General features: G+C 64.9%; 16 protein-coding genes. 10 read left to right on the plus strand and 6 right to left on the minus strand.

Features of this window, described 5'->3' with window-relative positions; all coding sequences use genetic code 11:
* The first annotated feature begins 115 nt into the window (after positions 1 to 115).
* Positions 116 to 1,525 (plus strand): histidine kinase, encoded by a 1,410-nt coding sequence (locus ABXS05_RS00110; RefSeq protein WP_068295515.1) that lies wholly within the window; start codon positions 116 to 118, stop codon positions 1,523 to 1,525.
* Entirely contained in the window at positions 1,522 to 2,154 is a 633-nt protein-coding gene (locus ABXS05_RS00115) for a response regulator (protein WP_367622494.1), read from the plus strand. Before ABXS05_RS00110 ends, ABXS05_RS00115 begins: the two co-directional genes overlap by 4 nt.
* 174 nt (positions 2,155 to 2,328) lie before the next feature.
* Here ABXS05_RS00115 and ABXS05_RS00120 read toward each other — a convergent pair whose 3' ends face one another.
* Positions 2,329 to 3,153 (minus strand): DeoR/GlpR family DNA-binding transcription regulator, encoded by an 825-nt coding sequence (locus ABXS05_RS00120; RefSeq protein WP_311938931.1) that lies wholly within the window; start codon positions 3,151 to 3,153, stop codon positions 2,329 to 2,331.
* 206 nt (positions 3,154 to 3,359) lie between these two features.
* On the opposite strand from ABXS05_RS00120, the gene ABXS05_RS00125 reads away from it, so the two are divergent.
* The 6 genes from ABXS05_RS00125 to ABXS05_RS00150 all read left to right on the plus strand — a co-directional run bounded on the left by ABXS05_RS00125 (position 3,360) and on the right by ABXS05_RS00150 (position 10,466).
* Complete coding sequence (locus tag ABXS05_RS00125) at positions 3,360 to 4,058, plus strand: CerR family C-terminal domain-containing protein (protein WP_367622495.1); 699 nt, start codon at positions 3,360 to 3,362, stop codon at positions 4,056 to 4,058.
* Positions 4,055 to 5,080, plus strand: a complete 1,026-nt coding sequence (gene hlyD / locus ABXS05_RS00130) for a secretion protein HlyD (protein ID WP_367622496.1) — start codon at positions 4,055 to 4,057, stop codon at positions 5,078 to 5,080. Before ABXS05_RS00125 ends, hlyD begins: the two co-directional genes overlap by 4 nt.
* A 12-nt stretch (positions 5,081 to 5,092) precedes the next feature.
* Positions 5,093 to 6,835 carry an ATP-binding cassette domain-containing protein gene (locus tag ABXS05_RS00135; protein WP_367622497.1) on the plus strand — a complete coding sequence of 581 codons (1,743 nt, stop codon included), beginning with the start codon at positions 5,093 to 5,095 and terminating at the stop codon, positions 6,833 to 6,835.
* Entirely contained in the window at positions 6,832 to 8,019 is a 1,188-nt protein-coding gene (locus ABXS05_RS00140) for an ABC transporter permease (RefSeq protein ID WP_311938939.1), read from the plus strand. Before ABXS05_RS00135 ends, ABXS05_RS00140 begins: the two co-directional genes overlap by 4 nt.
* A 1-nt stretch (position 8,020) precedes the next feature.
* On the plus strand, positions 8,021 to 9,133 hold the full coding sequence (locus ABXS05_RS00145) for an ABC transporter permease (RefSeq protein ID WP_367622498.1): 1,113 nt from the start codon (positions 8,021 to 8,023) through the stop codon (positions 9,131 to 9,133).
* A 151-nt stretch (positions 9,134 to 9,284) separates the two neighbouring features.
* Entirely contained in the window at positions 9,285 to 10,466 is a 1,182-nt protein-coding gene (locus tag ABXS05_RS00150) for a mandelate racemase/muconate lactonizing enzyme family protein (protein ID WP_367622499.1), read from the plus strand.
* 12 nt (positions 10,467 to 10,478) lie between these two features.
* Here ABXS05_RS00150 and ABXS05_RS00155 read toward each other — a convergent pair whose 3' ends face one another.
* From ABXS05_RS00155 to ABXS05_RS00170, 4 genes are read right to left on the minus strand one after another with little or no spacing between them, the layout of a single operon-like run.
* On the minus strand, positions 10,479 to 11,609 hold the full coding sequence (locus ABXS05_RS00155; RefSeq protein ID WP_367622500.1) for a DmpA family aminopeptidase: 1,131 nt from the start codon (positions 11,607 to 11,609) through the stop codon (positions 10,479 to 10,481).
* A gap of 5 nt (positions 11,610 to 11,614) precedes the next feature.
* Positions 11,615 to 12,445 (minus strand): ABC transporter permease, encoded by an 831-nt coding sequence (locus ABXS05_RS00160; protein WP_367622501.1) that lies wholly within the window; start codon positions 12,443 to 12,445, stop codon positions 11,615 to 11,617.
* Positions 12,442 to 13,347: an ABC transporter permease gene (locus ABXS05_RS00165; protein WP_367622502.1), complete on the minus strand. Its 906-nt coding sequence runs from the start codon at positions 13,345 to 13,347 to the stop codon at positions 12,442 to 12,444. Before ABXS05_RS00165 ends, ABXS05_RS00160 begins: the two co-directional genes overlap by 4 nt.
* A 1-nt stretch (position 13,348) precedes the next feature.
* Positions 13,349 to 14,440, minus strand: a complete 1,092-nt coding sequence (locus tag ABXS05_RS00170) for an ABC transporter ATP-binding protein (protein ID WP_367622503.1) — start codon at positions 14,438 to 14,440, stop codon at positions 13,349 to 13,351.
* A gap of 168 nt (positions 14,441 to 14,608) precedes the next feature.
* Between ABXS05_RS00170 and ABXS05_RS00175 the strand changes: the two genes are divergently transcribed.
* Together ABXS05_RS00175 and ABXS05_RS00180 are read left to right on the plus strand one after the other, a co-directional pair.
* Positions 14,609 to 15,685, plus strand: coding sequence for a polyamine ABC transporter substrate-binding protein (locus ABXS05_RS00175; RefSeq protein ID WP_367622504.1), 1,077 nt, complete (start codon positions 14,609 to 14,611; stop codon positions 15,683 to 15,685).
* Positions 15,686 to 15,713: 28 nt separating this feature from the next.
* On the plus strand, positions 15,714 to 16,568 hold the full coding sequence (locus ABXS05_RS00180) for a MurR/RpiR family transcriptional regulator (RefSeq protein ID WP_367622505.1): 855 nt from the start codon (positions 15,714 to 15,716) through the stop codon (positions 16,566 to 16,568).
* Between the two features lie 140 nt (positions 16,569 to 16,708).
* On the opposite strand, the gene parE is transcribed toward ABXS05_RS00180, so the two are convergent.
* Positions 16,709 to 18,808, minus strand: a complete 2,100-nt coding sequence (parE, locus tag ABXS05_RS00185) for a DNA topoisomerase IV subunit B (protein ID WP_367622506.1) — start codon at positions 18,806 to 18,808, stop codon at positions 16,709 to 16,711.
* Positions 18,809 to 18,941: the final 133 nt, after the last annotated feature.

Here is an 18,941-nt window from a genome sequence, read left to right on the forward strand (position 1 = left end):
CATTTGGGCATTTTGCCCGACATTGGCTTCCGGGCGTCGTCTCGCAGCCTTTGTGCTTGCCAGCCCTGTGGGCCATGCTCACTATTCGAGGGGGTCGATCCAGCAAGAGTGGGCCATGAACCTCTTCGGTCATCTGGTTTTGCGGCTCGCAGCCGCCATCGTTCTCTGCCTCGCCTGTGCCATCGGCTGGGTCTTGCACGATACGCGCCATGCCACCGAAACGGAGACACGCGCCTCGGCCGAGCGGGTCTCCAAAGCGCTGGAAGCTCTCTATTGGCGCGAGCTGCTCTGGCGCGGCGGACTTTCGCGCAACCTCATCCTGCCCTTGCCCGATTGGAACACCATCGTGACGATGAAGGTGATTTCGCCGGGCATATGCATAACCGTCACGCTCGGCCAGGAAGCGCCCCGGCGCCTGTGCAGCCAGCTCGAGACGATCGGCCGTCCCGCGCCGGCCTGGTTCGAAACGTCCTATGATTGGCTGTTCGGGCCCAACCAGGCCGTCGAGCGCCCCCTCAGTGACCGCCAGCGTCAGGCCGGCACGATCGAGGCCGTGCCCGACCACGGTGCCGCCGTGCGGCTGGCCTGGGACCGCATCACCATCGTGCTCAGCGTGGCGGGCCTGCTGGCGGTCGCCATCGGCGTACTCGCCGGGCTTTTTATCGGCCAGTCCCTTCTGCCGGCGCGTGCCATCGTCGCCGGCCTGCGCCGCCTCGAACGCGGGGATTACGGCTATCGTCTGCCCGGCTACCGGACGGCGGAATTCGATCGCATCGCCGGCGCCTTGAACGATCTCACCTGCCGTTTGGCCGAGACCACGGCCCAGCGCGTCGCCCTCACCAACCGCCTGTTCCAGGTGCAGGAGGAGGAACGACGCACGCTGGCGCGCGATCTCCATGACGAATTCGGCCAGTGTCTGGCGGCCGTCAATGCCCTTGCCGGCGCCATCGAATTGGAGGCCGAGGACCGGCCGGAGATTGCCAAGGACGCTCGATCCATCGCCGAAGTGACCCGGCGGATGAATGCGACCTTGCGCGGCACCCTGCAACGGTTGCGTTCGCAGGAGCTCGAGGAACTGGGCCTGGAGGCCAGTCTGGCCCAACTCGTGGCTGGCTGGAATGTCGGCAACACCACGCGCGCCCGATTCCACCTTGATATCGCCGGCAATCTCACCGGCCTTCCGCACGCCATCGCCCTCAGCATCTATCGCATTGCACAGGAATGCCTGACCAATGCCGCGCGCCACGGCAAGCCGCGCGATATCCGCCTGTTCGTCAAGCGAACAGGCCTGCAGGAGGGGGGCGCTGTCGAGCTCAGCGTCGAGGATGACGGCGGCGGCAATCCGCTACGGCTGACCATGGAGGCCGGGCATGGAATTCTCGGCATGCGGGAACGGGTGACGGCACTGGGCGGAAGCCTTTCCATCGGCCAGGCGCGACACGGCGTTCGCATCGCTGCAATCATTCCGTTGCTTGCGGATCGCGCCAATCGGATGCGCGGCCCGGCCCAGCCTGTCCCGGCATGAGCGATCTCAGCATCCTGCTGGTCGATGACCATCCCGTCGTCAGGGAGGGGTATCGGCGGCTGCTCGAAAAGGTGCCCGGCTATCGCGTGGTGGCCGAAGCCGGCGATGCCGTTTCGGCCTATGAGGCCTACCGGAAAGCCAAGCCCGACGTGGTGGTGATGGATCTTTCCCTGCCGGGCCTCAGCGGCATCGAAGCCTTGCGCCATATCCGCCAATGGGATCATGCCGCCCGGGTTCTCATCTTTACCATGCACAGCGGGGCCGCTTTCGCCCTCAAGGCGTTCGAGGCGGGGGCCGCCGGCTATGTCACCAAGGGCAGCGATGCCGCCGAGCTCGTCAATTCCGTTGCCCTGGTGGCCAAGGGCGAACGGGCGATGAGCAATGACGTGGCGCGCGAGATCGCGGCCGAGCGCCTTACCCATGCCTCATCGCCGCTGGCCGAGCTCAGCCCGCGCGAGACCGAGATTCTGCGCCTGATCGCATCGGGCTGGTCGGCCGAGGCGATCAGCACATCCATGCATCTCAGCCTCAAGACGGTTCGCAATTACCATTATCAGATCAAGACCAAGCTCGGTGCCCGCAACGATGCCCATCTCGTGTGGCTGGCCATCGATGCCAAGCTGGTCTGATGCAAGTCCCGGACCAAAACAACCAGAATTGGTGGTGCTCATGCGCTCGGTACGGCAGCTTGGCATCGCCGAGACGGGTGATGCCTCTTCCGGCGCCGCCGTGTCGATGTTCAAAGCCACGGCATCAGCGCCGCCGTCACGTCGCGGTCATGGGCTGCGAGGCGACGCTGACCGCTACAATTCGAGAGGGGCTTCCTGCGCGTCCGCGACGGCGACACGGGTTTCCACGCCGCTTCGGTGCACCCTGTCGCGAAAGGGGGCGGGAATGTCGTCGCTGACCAGGATGTCGACATCCTCGAGAGAGCCGAGCCTGACCAGCGCACGCTTGCCGAATTTCGTGCTGTCCACGGCCAGGATGGTGCGCTCGGTCTGCGCCAGGGCGGCGGTAACGGCCGAGACCTCGGCCAGGTCGTCGTCGCAGATGTCGCCGGCCTGGTCGATGCCGCTGACCGAGATCACGGCAAAGTCGAACTTGAAGCGGCGGATATAGTCGGCCGTATCCTCCCGGAAAACGCCACCATCCACCGGCCGCACGGAGCCGCCGGGAATCGCCAGGGCGAAACTGGAATTCTCGCTGAAGATGGTGGCCACCCGCAGGCTATAGGTGACGATCCGCAGGTCTCGCCGCTGCAGCAGCGCATAGGCGACCGCTTCGCAGGTCGTTCCGGTGTCCATGAAGACGGCGGCCCCGTCCGGAATGACCTGGGCGACGAGAGCTGCCACCCGGGCCTTCTGCGAGGCGTTTTCGATGCGCCGCTGGCGGCGGGTGACGGCATCCACCGGTGTGGCGATCGTGGCCCCGCCATGCAGGCGGCGCACCTGGCCGGTGGCTTCCAGCGCGACGATGTCGCGACGGGCGGTTTGCGTCGTCACGGCAAAACGTTCGGCGATTTCCTCGATCGAGAGGTAATGGCTGCGCTCGAGCAACCGCAGCAGTTCGGCTTGCCGGTTCGATTTCTTGGTGCCGTCACCCTGCGCATATTCGTCGAGTTGCGTCATCTGGCCTGCTTCGTTTCGCCTTGGGTTGCCAATGTCCATCCCCGTGGAAATGTTTCAAGGAAAATGTCGCCAGCAATACCCTGGGACCTCGGTGTGGCTGGCCTACGCCAGACTTGACCTGGCCAGCCCGTCAGCGTGATTGCCTTGTTCCGGCGGTATAATTCAATCGATTGACTGGAATGTAAATTTCGTCTATGGGTTGCGTCATGGCCAAGAAACAATCGCCCCCTCCGGCCTCGAACGGCCGAGGCGATGCAACCCGTGAGAAGCTGCTCGATGCGTCGATCGGCGTGTTCGGTCGCTATGGCTTCGACGGTGCTTCGACCCGCATGCTGGCGGATGCCGCCGGCGTCAATCTGCAGGCGATCACCTATTATTTCGGCTCCAAGGAAGGGCTCTACGTCGCCACCGCGGACCATATTGCCAACCTGATTTCATCCCATGTCGGCGGTTTGGGCGGGCGTATCCGGGCTCGCCTTGCCGAAGCCGCGAGCGGGCGAGGCGCCATCGACCGGCAGGAAGCCCAGGCCTTCCTGACCGAGTTGACCCAAACCATGGCGACCCTGTTCATCGGACCGATATCCGAGCCGCTGGCGCGTTTCCTCATTCGCGAGCAGATGGAACCGACGGAGGCTTTCGAGCGTATCTTTGCACAGGTGATGAAGCCCATGCTCGAGGCCGCGAGCCTGCTGGTGGGCCTCATCCTCGGCGAGGAGGGGACTTCCCGCCATGTCAGGCTGCGCACCCTTTCCCTGCTCGGCGGCCTGATGGTCTTCCGCGTCGCACATGCGGCCGTGAAACGCCATCTCGCCTGGGACACCATCGGCGCCGACGAGGTCGAAACCGTACGGCGCCATGCCGGCGAACTCGTTGCCGCGCTGGTTGCGGAAGGAGGCCGCTCATGAAGAAAGCTGCCATTCCCGTCGTCCTGCTCGCAATCGCCGGTGCCGGGTTCGCCGGCTGGTGGTTCGATCTGCCCCAGCGCATGGGCTGGGTCGAACGCACCGGGAAGGAACTGGTGCTCTATGGCAATGTCGACATCCGCCAGGTGCAGCTCGGTTTTCGCGTCAGCGGCAGGCTTGCCGAGACGCTGGTGGACGAGGGCGATAGCGTGAAGGCCGGCGATACGCTCGCTCGCCTGGACGTCAGGCCGTATCAGGACTTGGTCGAGGTGGCGCAGGCCCAGGCGGCCAGCCAGCGCGCCACGCTCGCCAAGCTGGAGGCCGGTCCCCGCGCCGCCGAGATCGCACAGGCCAAGGCCGTACTCGCCGAACGCCAGGCCGATCTCATCAATGCCGAACAAAGCTACACCCGGTCCTTCCAGCTTCGGCCGAGCGGCACCGTATCCCAGGGCGGGCTCGACCAGGCGGTCGCCGCCCGCGACGCGGCGCGGGCCCGGGTCAACGCGGCCAGGGAAGCCCTGACCCTGCTGGAGCAGGGCACGCGCTCGGAGGACATCGCCGCCGCCAAGGCCAGCCTGGAGGCGGCCGAGGCCAATCTCGCTTCGGCCCGGACGACCGTTGGCGATGCCACCCTGGTCGCTCCAGCCGATGGTGTCATCCTTTCGCGCGTCCACGAGAAGGGCGCGATCTTTGCCCCCAACGACATCGCTTTCGTGCTGTCGCTTGCCAAGCCGGTCTGGGTCCGGGCCTTCATCGCTGAAACCGATCTTGGACGTGTCCATACCGGCACAATGGTGGAGGTGCGCTCGGATACCGATCCGGCCAAGCGCTACAAGGGCCGCGTCGGCTTCATCTCGCCGGTTGCCGAGTTCACGCCGAAGACGGTGGAGACGCCGGAACTGCGCACCGATCTGGTCTATCGCCTGCGCATCGTGGTCGACGAGCCCGACAGCGCGCTCCTGCAGGGCATGCCGGTGACGGTACGCCTGTCCGATGGAGCAGCGGTGGATGGCGGCAAGCCCTGAAAGGCAACGCGCATGACCGATGCGGTCGTCCAGATTTCCGGTGTCAGCAAGCATTTCGGCGAGGCGATCCAGGCTCTCGACGGCATCGAGGCCACGATCCGGCCGGGTGAGATCACCGGGCTGGTCGGCCCCGACGGTGCCGGCAAGACCACGCTGATCCGCCTGATGACCGGCCTGATGCTGCCCGATCAGGGAAGCCTGCGGGTGCTCGGCTTCGACACCGCCCGCGACGCGGCTTCGATCCAGGCGGCGATCGGCTACATGCCCCAGCGCTTCGGTCTCTATGAGGACCTCTCGGTGCAGGAGAATCTCGATCTCTACGCCGATCTGCGCGGGCTGCCGAAAACGGAACGCGCCGCCACCTTCGATGAACTCCTGACCTTCACCGATCTGGCCGCCTTCACCACGCGCCTGGCGGGACGGCTGTCCGGCGGCATGAAGCAAAAGCTTGGCCTGGCCTGCGCGCTGCTCAAGAAGCCGCGCCTGCTGTTGCTCGACGAGCCCGGTGTCGGTGTTGATCCGATTTCGCGGCGGGACCTGTGGAAGATGGTGGAGGACCTGACCCATGAGGGCATCGGCGTCGTCTGGTCCACCGCCTATCTCGACGAAGCCCAGGCCTGCGACCGCGTGCTCTTGCTGAATCGGGGCAAGCTGCTGTTTACCGGCGTGCCTTCCGAACTTACCGGCAAGGTCGAAGGCCGGGTGTTCCGTCTCGGCGATATCGAGGGCCGCCGCCGTCCGGCGCTGTCGCGGGCGCTCGCTGTGCCGGGGGTCGTCGACGGCGTCATTCAGGGGCAGGCCATCCGGCTGGTGACCGGGCAGGAGGCAGGCCTTGCCGAGGAGGCGGCGCGCGCCGCGGGTGCCCGCGCAAAGCCGCAGCCGATACAGCCGCGCTTCGAGGATGCCTTCGTCGACCTGCTCGGCGGCGGCCCCGGCGGACGCTCGCGGCTGGCCGAGGCGACCCAGGCACTTCCTACCGAGGAGGGCAGGCCCGTGATCGAGGCGCGCGGCCTGACCAAGCATTTCGGCGATTTCGCCGCCGCGCAGGACATTTCCTTCGAGATCCCACGCGGCCAGATCTTCGGGCTCCTGGGACCGAACGGTGCCGGCAAGTCCACCACCTTCAAGATGCTGTGCGGCTTGCTCAAGCCCACCGGCGGCGAGGGGCGCGTCGCCGGCTTCGACCTCAGGCGCGACTCGGCCGAGGCCCGCAATCGCCTGGGCTACATGGCCCAGAAATTCTCGCTCTATGGCGATCTCAGCGTGGCGCAGAATCTCGCCTTCTTTGCCGGCGTCTATGGCCTGACCGGCGCGCGCAAACGCGAGCGCATCGAACTGATGACCGAGATCTTCGATTTCGGAGGGCGCCGGAGCATGTCCGCCAAGGATCTGCCGCTCGGCCTCAAGCAGCGCCTGGCGCTGGCCTGCGCCGTCATGCACGAGCCCGAAGCGCTTTTCCTCGACGAGCCGACATCAGGTGTCGATCCGATCACGCGGCGCGAATTCTGGACCCATATCAACGCGCTGGTCGAGAAGGGCGTGACCGTGCTGGTCACCACCCATTTCATGGACGAGGCCGAATATTGCGACCGGATTTCGCTGATCTATCGCGGGCGCTCGATTGCGTTGGGGTCGCCTGACGAGCTCAAGGCACGGGTGGCCGATGCCGCCAATCCCGATCCGACCATGGAGGATGCCTTCGTCGCGCTCGTGCAGGGTTCGGAGGCCAAGGGTTCGGAGGTCAAGGTGGCATGAGCGAGCACGGACCAGGGCGCTCTACGGCGGCGGGGGAAACCGCGCAGCCATCCGTCGCGGCGGACCGCTCCGCCCGGCTGCTGCGCTTCGCCGCCCTGGTTCGCAAGGAAAGCTATCAGATCGTCCGCGATCCCAGCTCCATCCTGATCGCCTTCGTGCTGCCCCTGATTCTGCTCTTCCTCTTCGGCTATGGCGTGTCGCTCGACGCCACCCGCACCCGGGTGGGACTGGTTGTCGAGGATCCGTCGCCTTTGACCCGTGACATTGCCGCGAGTTTCCAGGCCTCCGGCTATTTCGAGGTCGAGCAGGGGCATGACCGGCGCGACTTCGAGGAGGCGCTGATCCTCGGCCGGATCAAGGGCATCATCGTCATTCCCTCGACTTTTGCCGCCGATTTCGCCTCCGCCACCGGGCCAGCGATCCAGGTCCTCGTTGACGGCTCCGATCCGAACAATGCGAATTTCGTGCAGAACTATGCCCGCGGCGTCATCGCCAGCTGGGCAGCGATCCGGGGCGGAGAGCGCGGCGTCGGCCGGCCGGCGATCGAGGTGGAACAGCGCTTCTGGTTCAACCCCGAGCTGACCAGCCGAAACTTCCTGGTTCCCGGCTCCATCGCCATCGTCATGGCGCTGATCGGCACGCTGCTGACCTCGCTGGTGGTGGCCCGCGAATGGGAGCGCGGCACCATGGAGGCGATGATGGCGACCCCCGTCAGCGCCGCTGAATTGCTGGCCGGCAAGCTCATACCCTATTTTCTGCTCGGCCTGACTTCGATGACCCTGTGCGTGCTGGTGGCAGTCCTCCTGTTCGGCGTGCCGTTCCGGGGCTCACTGCTGGCGCTCTATGCCTTGTCGGCCAGTTTCCTCATCCCGGCACTGGGGCAGGGGCTCCTGATCTCGGCCGCCACCAAGAACCAGTTCCTGGCTTCGCAGCTCGCCTTGATCTCGGCCTTCCTGCCGGCCTTCCTGCTGTCGGGCTTCCTGTTCGAGATCAATTCGATGCCTCAGGTAATCCAGTGGATCACCTTGATCCTGCCCGTGCGCTATCTGATTCCCAGCCTGCAATCGGTGTTCCTGGCCGGCGACATCTGGCCGATGTTCCTCAAGGCCATCGCGGTGATGCTGTTCATCGGCTTCGTCTTCTTCCTGGCAGCGGCCCGCAGCACCCGCAAGAGGATCGGCTGAGATGGCCTGGATTCGCCTTAAGGCCCTGATCATCAAGGAGTTGCTGGGGATCCTGCGCGATCCCAAGAGCCGCATCATTCTGGTGGTGCCGCCCATCCTCCAGCTCCTGGTGTTTTCCTTCGCCGCCACGCTGGAGGTGAAGAATGTCGATGTTCTCGTGCTCAACCGCGACAATGGCGCCTGGAGCCAGGAGCTCATCCGGCGCGTCGAAGGCTCGCCCACCTTCCGTTCCGTCCGCCGCACGCAGGATCCGGGAGAACTGCGCACCGCCATCGACAGGCAGGAGGTCATCGCCGCCATCGAGATCGGCCCGACCTTCTCGCGCGACATCGAGGCGCGCCGGCCGGCCGATCTCGGCCTTGTCCTGGATGGCCGCAAGTCCAATGCCTCCCAGATCGTGGCGGGCTATCTCAACCAGATCGCCGCCGGCCTCGGCGCCGATACCGCCCTCGGCAAAGCGGCCGGAGGGCGGGCCATCGACGTGGTCGCGCGCAACTGGTTCAACTCGAACCTGATCTTCCAATGGTTCATGGTGCCCAATCTGGTGGCGGCCATCGCGCTCCTGATCGGGCTGATCGTCACGGCCTTGTCGATCGCGCGCGAGCGGGAACTCGGCACTTTCGACCAGCTCATGGTCTCGCCTCTTCGCACGCACGAAATCCTGTTGGGCAAGGTGCTGCCGCCCATGCTGATCGGCACCTTCCATCTGACCGTCTACATCGTGGCCGCCGTCCTGATCTTCGGGGTGCCGCTGCGCGGCTCCTTGCTGCTGCTCTACGGCAGCGCGGTCTTCTATCTCCTCGCCGTGGCTGGCATCGGCCTGTTCATCTCGGCCCTGTCGACCACCCAGCAGCAGGCCATTCTCGGGGCCTTCCTCTTCCTGGTACCGGCCATGCTGCTCTCGGGCTTCGCCACGCCGATCGAGAACATGCCGGCCTGGTTGCAGCCGATCACGGTGATCAACCCGCTGCGCTATTTCCTGGTGATCGTGAAGGGCGTGTTCCTGCGCGACCTGCCTTTCGACGCCGTGCTCGCCAACACTTGGCCGATGGCAGTCATCGCGGCCGTTTCGCTGGCGGCGGCCAGCTGGCTGTTCCGGCGCCGATTGGAGTGAGATTGGAGCGCGGACATCCTGTCCGCCTCTTTCTTCTGATAAGGCGGCGTTTCCAAGAGCGGACTGGAAGTCCGCGCTCCCAGGGTACTTGCCAATCCTCCTCATCCCCGCCACAGCTTACCTCTCCCACCCCGCCAGGATCCCCCATCCCATGAAGATCACCGCCATTCGCGCCACGCCGATCAACCTGCCGATCGAGGCGCCGTATTGGTGGTCCTTCGGCTGGCTGCCGGGATCCTCGCGCTGCGTCGTCGAGGTAGAGACGGACGAAGGCATCACCGGGCTCGGCGAAGCCGCCTCCTGGCAGGCCTGCGCCATCGTCGAGCGGATGACGCCGGCCCTGATCGGCCGCGATGCCCATGACGTCGCCGGCGCCGAACTCGCCAGCCTGCCGAGTTGGCGCGGCGTGACCTCCAATGTCGACTTCGCCTCGATCCGGGCCTTCGCCGCCATCGAGACGGCGCTGTGGGACATCAAGGGCAAGGCGGCGGGCCGCCCGCTCTACGATCTGCTCGGCGGGGCCGTGCGCAAGAAGATCGCCTTCGCCGACTATTTCGGCTTTCGCCAGGCCAGAAACGGCAAGGGCGGCGAACTCACGCCGGAGGCCGTGGCGGACTATTGCGTTGGCCTGAAGGAGCGGTTCGGCACCACCATCTTCGAGGGCAAGCTCTGCACCCGCGATCCCGAGCCGAGCATCGAGGCGCTCAGGCTGATGCGCCGGCAGCTCGGACCCGATGCGATCATCCGCATCGATTCCAACATGGCCTATTCGGTGACGGAGGCCAAACGCATCGCCAGCCGCATCGAGGATCTCGACATCCGCAACTGGGAGGAGCCCTGCGCCACCTTCGAGGAGATGGCGAGCCTGCGCCGGCACACCGCCATTCCGTTTTCCGGGCACAATGTCGATATCCAGAAGGCGGTGGCGCTCGGCGTGCCCGATGCCATCGTCACCGACGTCAACGTGCATGGCGGCATCGGCCGCACGGTGCGCTTCATCGGCGCCTGCGAGGCGATGGGCATCGATTTCTGGTGCTACAGCGCCAATACCGGCATCGGCAGTGCCGTCTATCTGCATCTGAGCGCGGCCTTCTCCCATCTGCGCGAGCCCAGCCAGTCGCTGTTCCGCATGCAGCCTTACGATGTGGTGGAGGAAGGCGTCTTCGCGCCGGTCGACAATCTCGTCGCCGTGCCGGAGGGGCCCGGTCTCGGCGTCACCCTGTCGAGGGACAAGCTCGCCTTCTGTCACAGGCTGTTCCTGGAGGAGGGGCCTTACAGCCAGCATCACGACCCGGAGGAGCCGGGTCGCTACAAGCGGTTGCCCTTGCGCTGAAAGTGCAAGCCCTCACGCCACCCGACCATAGCGCCGCATCAGCTCCATCAGGGGCGGGTGCGGCAGGGCCTTGATCAGGAAACGATCATAGGGCGTGCCGCCGGCATCCTCTGCGGCGAGCATGGCGTTGACCACGGCCTCCTCGACGCTGTCGACCACGGCGAGATAGGCCGGATCGAGCCGTTCGTCGTTAAGGATCTCGATGCCGAAACGCGACGGGGCACGGTGCAGCATGGGTCTGGCGTTGGCGGTGGAGAATGCCAGGAATATGTCGCCGGAATTGTTGCCGCCGGGCGTGCCGTTACGGCCGATCCCGATGGCAGCCCGGCGTGCCAGGCGCTGGAGCTGGTGCGGGGCAAGCGGCAGGTCGGTGGCGATGATGACGATGATCGAGCCGCGCTCCTGCATCTGGCTCTGCGGCGTGCCGTCGCGAAGATGCTCGCCCACCGGCACACCGCGAATGGTCAGCCAATCGCGCTGGCCGTGATTGGCCTGCACCAGCGTGCCGATGGTGTAGGCGGTGCCGTCATAGTCGACGATGCGTGAGGCCGTGCCGGTGCCGCCCTTGAAGCCATAGGTGATCATGCCGGTGCCGCCGCCGCAATTGCCTTCGCGGACCGGGCCGCCGGCGGCGCTGTCCAGGGCGGCGCGGACATCGGCTTCGGACACGGCAAGGGCGTTGATATCGTTCAACACCCCGTCATAGGTCTCGGCGATGACGGGCATGATCCAGAGGAAATCGTCGGTGTCATAGGTGGAGGCATAGCGCTCGAGCATCCATTTCACCGTGGCGTGATGCGCCATGCCGATGGCGTGGGTGTTGCTGATCACGACTGGCCCGATGAAGCTGCCGCCATCCTCGATCCAATGCGTGCCGGTCATCTCGCCATTGCCGTTGAAGCGGTGCACGCCGGCGTAAACAGGAATCGGCGTCGGTGAGGATGCATGCGGCAGGATGGCGGTGACGCCGGTGCGCAAAGGCCGCTTGCAGCCGGGGCGGGGACTGTCTTCCAGGATCGTGGTGAAGCCGACGGCCACGCCTTCGACATCGGTGATGGCATTGTGTGCCCCCGTCCTGCCGGAGAAAGGCAGGCCGAGGTCGCGGGCGCGGGGCTTGCGCCCGGGAGGATTGGCTTGTGTCATGCTGGTCAATTCTGGCGGGAACGGAGGTAGAGGCCGAGCGAGGCGACCACGAAGGAGAAGGCGAGCATCATCACGGCGATCGCGTTGATCTCCGGTTTGATGCCGCGGCGAAGCATGGCGAAGATGAACATCGGCAAGGTGGTGACGTCGACGCCGGCGATGAAATAGGTGATCACCAGATCGTCCATCGAGATGATAAAGGCGAGCAACGCCCCCCCGACGATGCCGGGCAGCAGCTGCGGAAACACCACCTTGCGGAAGGTCGTCCATTCATTGGCGCCGAGATCGGCCGAAGCATGCTCCAGCGTGCGATCCATGCCGGCGAGCCGGGCCGAGACGACGATGAAGACATAGGAGATCAGGAAGGTGCACTGGCCGATGATGATCGTCTTCAGCCCGAGCTCGATGCCGGCATTGACGAAGAAGATCAAGAGGGCAATGCCGAGCACGATGTCCGGCATCAGCATGGGCATGAATAGCGAGGCTCGATAGAAGCGGGCACCGAAGAAGGCATAGCGGTGCAGGGCGATGGCGAGCGCCGTGCCGAAGATGGTGGCGATCGCCGTGGTCGCCCCGGCGATGACGAGGCTGTTCCTGACGGCGCGCAGGAGCTGGTCGGTCGATTCGATATAAAGGGCGCTCTCCGAGATCGCGGTCTTGAAACCGAGGACCTGGGCATACCACTCGGTGGTGAAGCCGCTCCAGGTCATCATGTTCACCGGATTGGCGTTGAACGAATAGACCGCGATGACCGCGAGAGGCACATAGATGAAGGCGAAGAACAGGGCCGTATAGGCGACGAGGCCGCCACGGGCGAGGAAGCGGACGGCTTTCATGCCTTGCCTCCCTGGATCGCCGCCGCGGGGCGGCGGCTGGAGGCGAAGACATAGACCATCAGCAGCACGAGCATCACGCTCATCACCATCATGGCCAGCGCCGAGCCGAAGGGCCAGTTGCGGGCGGAGAGGAATTGCTGCTCGATCAGGTTGCCGAGCATCATCACCTTGGCGCCGCCGAGAATGGCCGGCACCACGAAATTGCCGAGCGCCGGGATGAAGACGATGATGGCGCCGCCGGCGATGCCGGGGGCGGTCAAAGGCAGGATGATGCGCAGGAAGGTGCGGATCGGCCCGGCGCCGAGATCGAGCGAGGCGCGTACCAGCGTCCAGTCGAGCTTCTCCACGCTGGCATAGACGGGCATGAACATGAAGGGGATGTAGACATAGACCATGCCTAAGATGATGGCGCCGTCGGTGTAGATCAGATCGAGCGGGCGGGCGATCAGCCCACTCGACAGCAGCGCCTCGTTGACCAGGCCCGTCTGGCGCAGGATCAGCACCCAGACGAACAGGCGCACGATCAGGCTGGTGAAGAAGGGCAGGGTGATCAGGAAGAGACAGAAATTCTTCCAGCGCGCCGGCAGGCTGGCGATGCAGAAGGCAGCCGGATAGCACACGATCAAGGCGGTCAGCACCGTGAAGGCGGCGATCTTCAGGGAGCGCAGGAAGATCGCGATGTAGATCGGATCGAATTCCTCGAAGGCCGGATCGGCAAAGCCGAGGATGCGCCCGAAATTATGCGGATAGAAGCTCCATTCCACCCCGCCATAGAGGCCCGGGGCGAGGAAGCTGGTGACCATCATGATGGCAAGCGGCACCAGGAAGAAGAGCGCGAGGAAAACGCTGACGGGACCGAGCAGCAGGGAAAGTTCGAAGCGGCGGCGGCTGGCGATGGACATGTCAGGCGCTCGCGCTCGGCTCGATGAGGTGGACGGCGCCGGGATCGTAGGAGATCCGCGCCCGGCGGCTTTGCTCGATGGCTCCGACGGCCTCGCGGCGCGTGGCGGGCACTTCGACCACGATCGGCCGGCCCTGTACCGTATGCCCGAACAATTCGAAGGACGAGCCGACGAAGACGATCTGCCTGAGCTCGATATCGAGGCCGGGAAGACTGGTGTCATTGTCAGCCAGGAGGAACTGCTCGGGGCGGATCAGTGCGGTGGCGTTGCCGGATGCCGGCGTCCGCACCGTGCGATGGCGGATCGTCGTACCGTCTTCCGTCACCAGTTCATCACCCCGGACCTTGCCCTCGAACAGGTTGCTGGCACCCACGAAGGTGGCAACGAAGGTGCTGGCGGGGTGGTCATAGACGTTGCGCGGCGTGTCGAGCTGCTGGATGCGGCCGCCCGAAAGCACGGCCACGCGATCGGACATGGTCAGCGCTTCCTGCTGGTCGTGGGTCACGAAGATGAAGGAGATGCCGAGCTCGTGCTGCAGCGTCTTGAGCTCGATCTGCATGGCCTGGCGCAGATTCTTGTCGAGCGCCGACAAGGGTTCGTCCAGAAGGACGAGCTTGGGCCGGGCGATGATGGCCCGGTCGAGGGCGACGCGCTGCTGCTGGCCGCCGGATAGCTGGCGCGGCCGCCGGCTTTCGGTGCCGTCCAGGCCGACCATGCGCAATGCGGCGGTGACGCGCTGCAGGCGCTCGGCCTTGCCGACGCCGGCGATTTCGAGGGCATAGCCGGTGTTCTCGCCCACCGTCATATGCGGGAAGAGGGCGTAGTTCTGGAACACGGTATTGACGGGGCGGCGATAGGGCGGGCGCTCGGTCATGTCCTCCCCGTCGATGAGGATCCGTCCCGAATCGAGCTCGACGAAACCGCTGATGGCATGGAGCAAGGTGGTCTTGCCGCAGCCGGAGGGGCCAAGCAGCGTCAGGAACTCATTGCGGCGCACATCGAGATCGATCGCGTCCAGTGCCGTCACGCTGCGCCCTTCCGGGGTGGGGAAGGCCTTGGCCGCTCCCACCAGCCGGACGATCTGGTCCTGCATCTGTCTTCCCTCCGAATGTTATCAAAATAACTCTTGTTATGTTAAGATATTTGGATACCATTTATCGGGTGAAGTCAACGGCCGACAGAAGCCGTGGCCTGCAAAGCGCGAAGGAAAATCGGACCCTGGAGGTTCGTGCCGGGCGCAAGTCACCAGAGGAGAATTTCGATGACCAAGACCATTGATGCGGCCGCTCGAGGCCGGACGAAGCGGCGCGCCTGGTGCGCAGGCCTGGCCCTGTCGATGGCGGCGCTGCTGGCGGCGGGCAGCGCCCGGGCGGAGGAGCTCAACGTCTATAATTGGGGCGAATACATCAATCCGGCAGTGCTGAAGAAGTTCGAGGAAGAGACCAAGATCAAGGTCAATCTCTCCACCTACTCTTCCAACGAAGAGATGCTCGCCAAGATCCAGGGCGGTGCGACGGGCTACGACATCGTATTTCCGTCGGTGCACATGCAGGACATCATGGACAAGCTCGGCCTGTTGGAGAAGACCGATATCGACACCTATGAGGGCTTCAAGAATATCGAGCCCAGCTTCCTCAGGGCCAAGAGCGATCCGAAGGGCGAATATTGCCTGCCCTATGCCTTCGGTTCGGTCGGCATACTCTATAATCGCAAGGTGCTGGGCAAGGATGTCACCGGCTGGAAGGATCTGCTCGCGACCGTGAAGGCGAAGGGCCTGAAATTCACCCTGCTCGACGACATGCGCGAGGTGCTCGCGGTCGGACTGATCCTCAACGGCCACAAGGTCAACTCGACCGATCCGGCCGAACTGCAGCAGGCGGCCGAGACCGTGATCGCCATGAAGCCGCAAGTTGCCGCCTTCACCTATGACGCACGCCCCATGGTGGGGGCGGGCGACGTCGCCGCGGCGCATTTCTTCATCGGCGCGATGATCGACGTCTTCGGCAACCCCAAGGATCTCGGCTTCGTCATCCCGGAGGAGGGGGCCACCATGTATCAGGAGGATATCTGCGTCCTCAAATCGGCGCCGAACAAGCAGAACGCCATCAAGTTCCTGCAATTCTACACCCGGCCCGAGATTGCGGCCCTAAACGTCTCGCAGCAGACCAACGGCACGCCCAATCTGCCGGCCCGGCAATTGACCCCCGACAACATCAAGAATAGCAAGGAGATCAATCCGCCGCAGGAAACCATGCAGAGGTTGCAGATCTTTCAGGATCTCGGCCCCGGCATTCGCCAGCTGGACCGCGTCTGGACCAAGGTCAAGACGGCCCAGTGAGGCCGACGGCACGCCCTGGGGAGGTGATGTGGCGCAGCGTATCCTGAAGCTCCTGCAAGACGAGGCATTGCGGCGGTCGAAGTCCGACAAGCTGATCGCCAATTATCTCGAACGGAACATCGCCGATCTTCCGTTCGAGACTGCCAAGTCGATCGCCGAACGCCTCGAGCTGTCGCCGATGACGGTGGGGCGCTTTCTCCGGCGCATGGGCTTCGACGGCCTCGACCAGCTCAAGCGCGAATTGCGGCGCGGCAGCTCCAATCCGGCCTGGCAGGTGAAGGGGCCGGTCGACCGGCTGCGCGAGGACATTCGTGGCGGCAAGCTGCTGGCCGGCCTGATCCAGCAGCAGATCGACAATCTCGGCCAGATCTACGGGCTGACGACCTCGCCAGAATGGCAGCAGACCATCGAGGCCCTGGTCGGCGCGAGCGAGGTCTATGTCGCCGCCTATCAGAATGTGCGGGGCATCGCCCAATATTTCGCCAGCCAGCTCTCCTATACGCGACCGCGCGTGCAATTCGTCGACGGGCTGAACGGCACCTATGCCGAACTGCTCGACGGCTCGGTGAGCGGCAGGCTGCTCTTCCTGCACGACGTCCGCCGCTTCGCCTCCAAGGCGCGGCCCCTGGCGGTCGAGGCGCGCCGCGCCGGCGTGAAGGTTGTCCTGATCACCGACGAGTTCTGCCCGTGGGGCGCGGAGGTTTCCGACATCTGCCTGGTGGTGCCGGGGTCCCACGGCCCGCTCTGGGACGGGGCGGCGACGATCACGGCCGTGCTCGACCTGATGCTGAGCAATGTCATCGTCGTGCTGGGCGACGAGGTCAGCGAGCGCGTCGAACGACTGACGCGGCTCCAGGACATCTTCGGCGATTTCGAGACCTGAGCCTCGATGCGGCGAATGCCCGGGTGCGCGGACGTTTCGCCCGCTCCTGGAAACGCCTTGTTTGCAGAGAAAGGCGGACGGGACGTCCGCGCACCCGGAGAAGTGCTCCCCTGCCGGGAGCACGCCAATGCCACTCGATCTCAGATATCGACCAGTTCGCCGGCGAAGGCGGCCTGTTCCTGGATGAAGGCAAAACGGGCTTCAGGCTTGTTGCCCATCAGCCGTTCGACGGAAATCGAGGTCTCCGCGCGTTCCTCGTCGATCACCGTGACCTTGAGAAGTGTGCGCTTCTTGGGGTCCATGGTGGTTTCCTTCAGCTGAGCCGGCATCATCTCGCCCAGGCCCTTGAAGCGGCCGATCTCGATCTTCTGGTTGGGCTTGAAGGCCGATTTCACCAGCTCGTCCTTATGGGCATCGTCGCGCGCATAGAGCGATTTGGTGCCCTGGGTCAGGCGGTAAAGCGGCGGGGCGGCGAGATAAAGGTGCCCGCGCTCGATCAGGCGCGGCATCTGGCGCCAGAAGAAGGTGATCAGGAGCGAAGCGATATGGGCGCCGTCGACGTCGGCGTCCGTCATGATGATGATCTTCTCGTAGCGCAGATCATCGTCGCGATATTGCGTGCCCATGCCGCAGCCGAGCGCCTGCCCCAGATCCTGCAATTGCTGGTTCTGGGCGAGCTTGTCCTTGCCGGCATTGGCGACGTTGAGGATCTTGCCGCGCAAGGGGAGCACCGCCTGGTTGGCGCGATCACGCGCCTGCTTGGCGGAGCCGCCGGCGGAATCACCTTCGACGATAAACAATTCAGAGCCTTGCGCGGCATTGTTCGAGCAATCCGCGAGCTTGCCGGGCAGGCGCAGCTTGCGCGTGGCGGTCTTGCGGGCCACGTCCTTCTCGGCCCGGCGGCGCAGGCGCTCCTCGGCCCTTTCGACCACGAAGTCGAGCAGCTTGGCGGCCTGCGAGGGCATCGAGGCCAGCCAATGGTCGAAGGCATCCTTCAAGGCCTGCTCGACGATGCGGCTGGCTTCCGTGGTCACCAGCTTGGCCTTGGTCTGGGACGAGAATTCCGGCTCGCGGATGAACACCGAGAGCATGGCGGCCGTGCAGGCCATCACGTCTTCGGTGGTGAGCTGGTTGGCGCGTTTGTTGCCGATCCGCTCGGCATGATCCTTCAGGCCGCGCAAGAGGGCGATGCGCAGGCCCGCCTCATGGGTACCGCCTTCGCGGGTGGGCACGGTGTTGCAATAGGAGGAGACATAGCCTTCGTCCTCGGCGAACCAGCCGATGGCCCATTCCACCGAACCGTGTCCCTCCGGCTTGGGCACGCGGCCGGAGAACATCTGCTCGGTGACGAGTTCGAGGCCCTCGCTGGCCGAGCGCAGATAGTCTTCCAGGCCACGCGGGAACTTGAAGCTCTCCTCGGCCGGTACGTCGCTGTGGCCGGCCAGCAGTTCCGGCGCGCATTTCCAGCGGATCTCGACGCCGCGAAAGAGATAGGCCTTGGAGCGCGCCATCTTGAACAGGCGCATGGGATCGAAGGCGATGCCGTGCTTGAAGATCTCGATGTCCGGCTTGAAGCGCACACGGGTGCCGCGGCGATTGGGGGCAGCACCGATATGCTCGACCGGGCCGAGCGGCACGCCGCGGGCAAAACGCTGGCGGTGGAGTTCGCGCCCGCGCGCCACTTCCACCTCCATGAGCTCCGACAGGGCGGTCACCGCAGTGACGCCGATGCCGTGGAGGCCGCCGGAGGTCTGGTAGGCGTCGGAGTTGAACTTGCCGCCCGAATGCGGCCTGGTCATCACGACTTGCAGGGTCGACTCGTCCGGAAATTGGGGATGGGGCTCGACCGGGATACCGCGCCCATTGTCGGTGATCGAGACGAAGCCATCGGCGGTGAGCTCGACATCGATGAAGGTGGCATGGCCGGCCACAGCTTCGTCCATCGAGTTGTCGATCACCTCGGCGAAGAGATGGTGCAGGCCGTCGCCTTCCGGCCCTGTCGAGCCGATATACATGCCGGGGCGCATGCGAATGGCTTCGATGCCCTCGAGCACGCGGATGGAGGAAGCGCCATAGCCGTCCTCGCCGCCTTTTGCCGCGGCGGGCTTGGGGGCAAGGCCCGCTTTCAAGGCGGCCGCGATCGACTGGGTCGAGGGGCGCTTCGTATTCTCAGCCTTGTCGGTGCTCGTCTTGGATTGGGCGGGCTTGTCGCTCCCGAACAGATCGGAGGTATCACTCATGCAGTCGGTATCTCGCACAATGCGTTTCGCTGAGCGGGTTATCCCTGATCGAAGCGCAGGTTCGATCAGGGATAACCCGCAAGATTTCGGACATTTGCAGAGTTGGTGCGCTTCACTCACTCGTGAGTGAAGC

The sequence above is a fragment of the Labrys neptuniae genome (assembly GCF_040797145.1).
In the GTDB taxonomy this organism is placed as follows: Bacteria; Pseudomonadota; Alphaproteobacteria; order Rhizobiales; family Labraceae; genus Labrys; species Labrys neptuniae.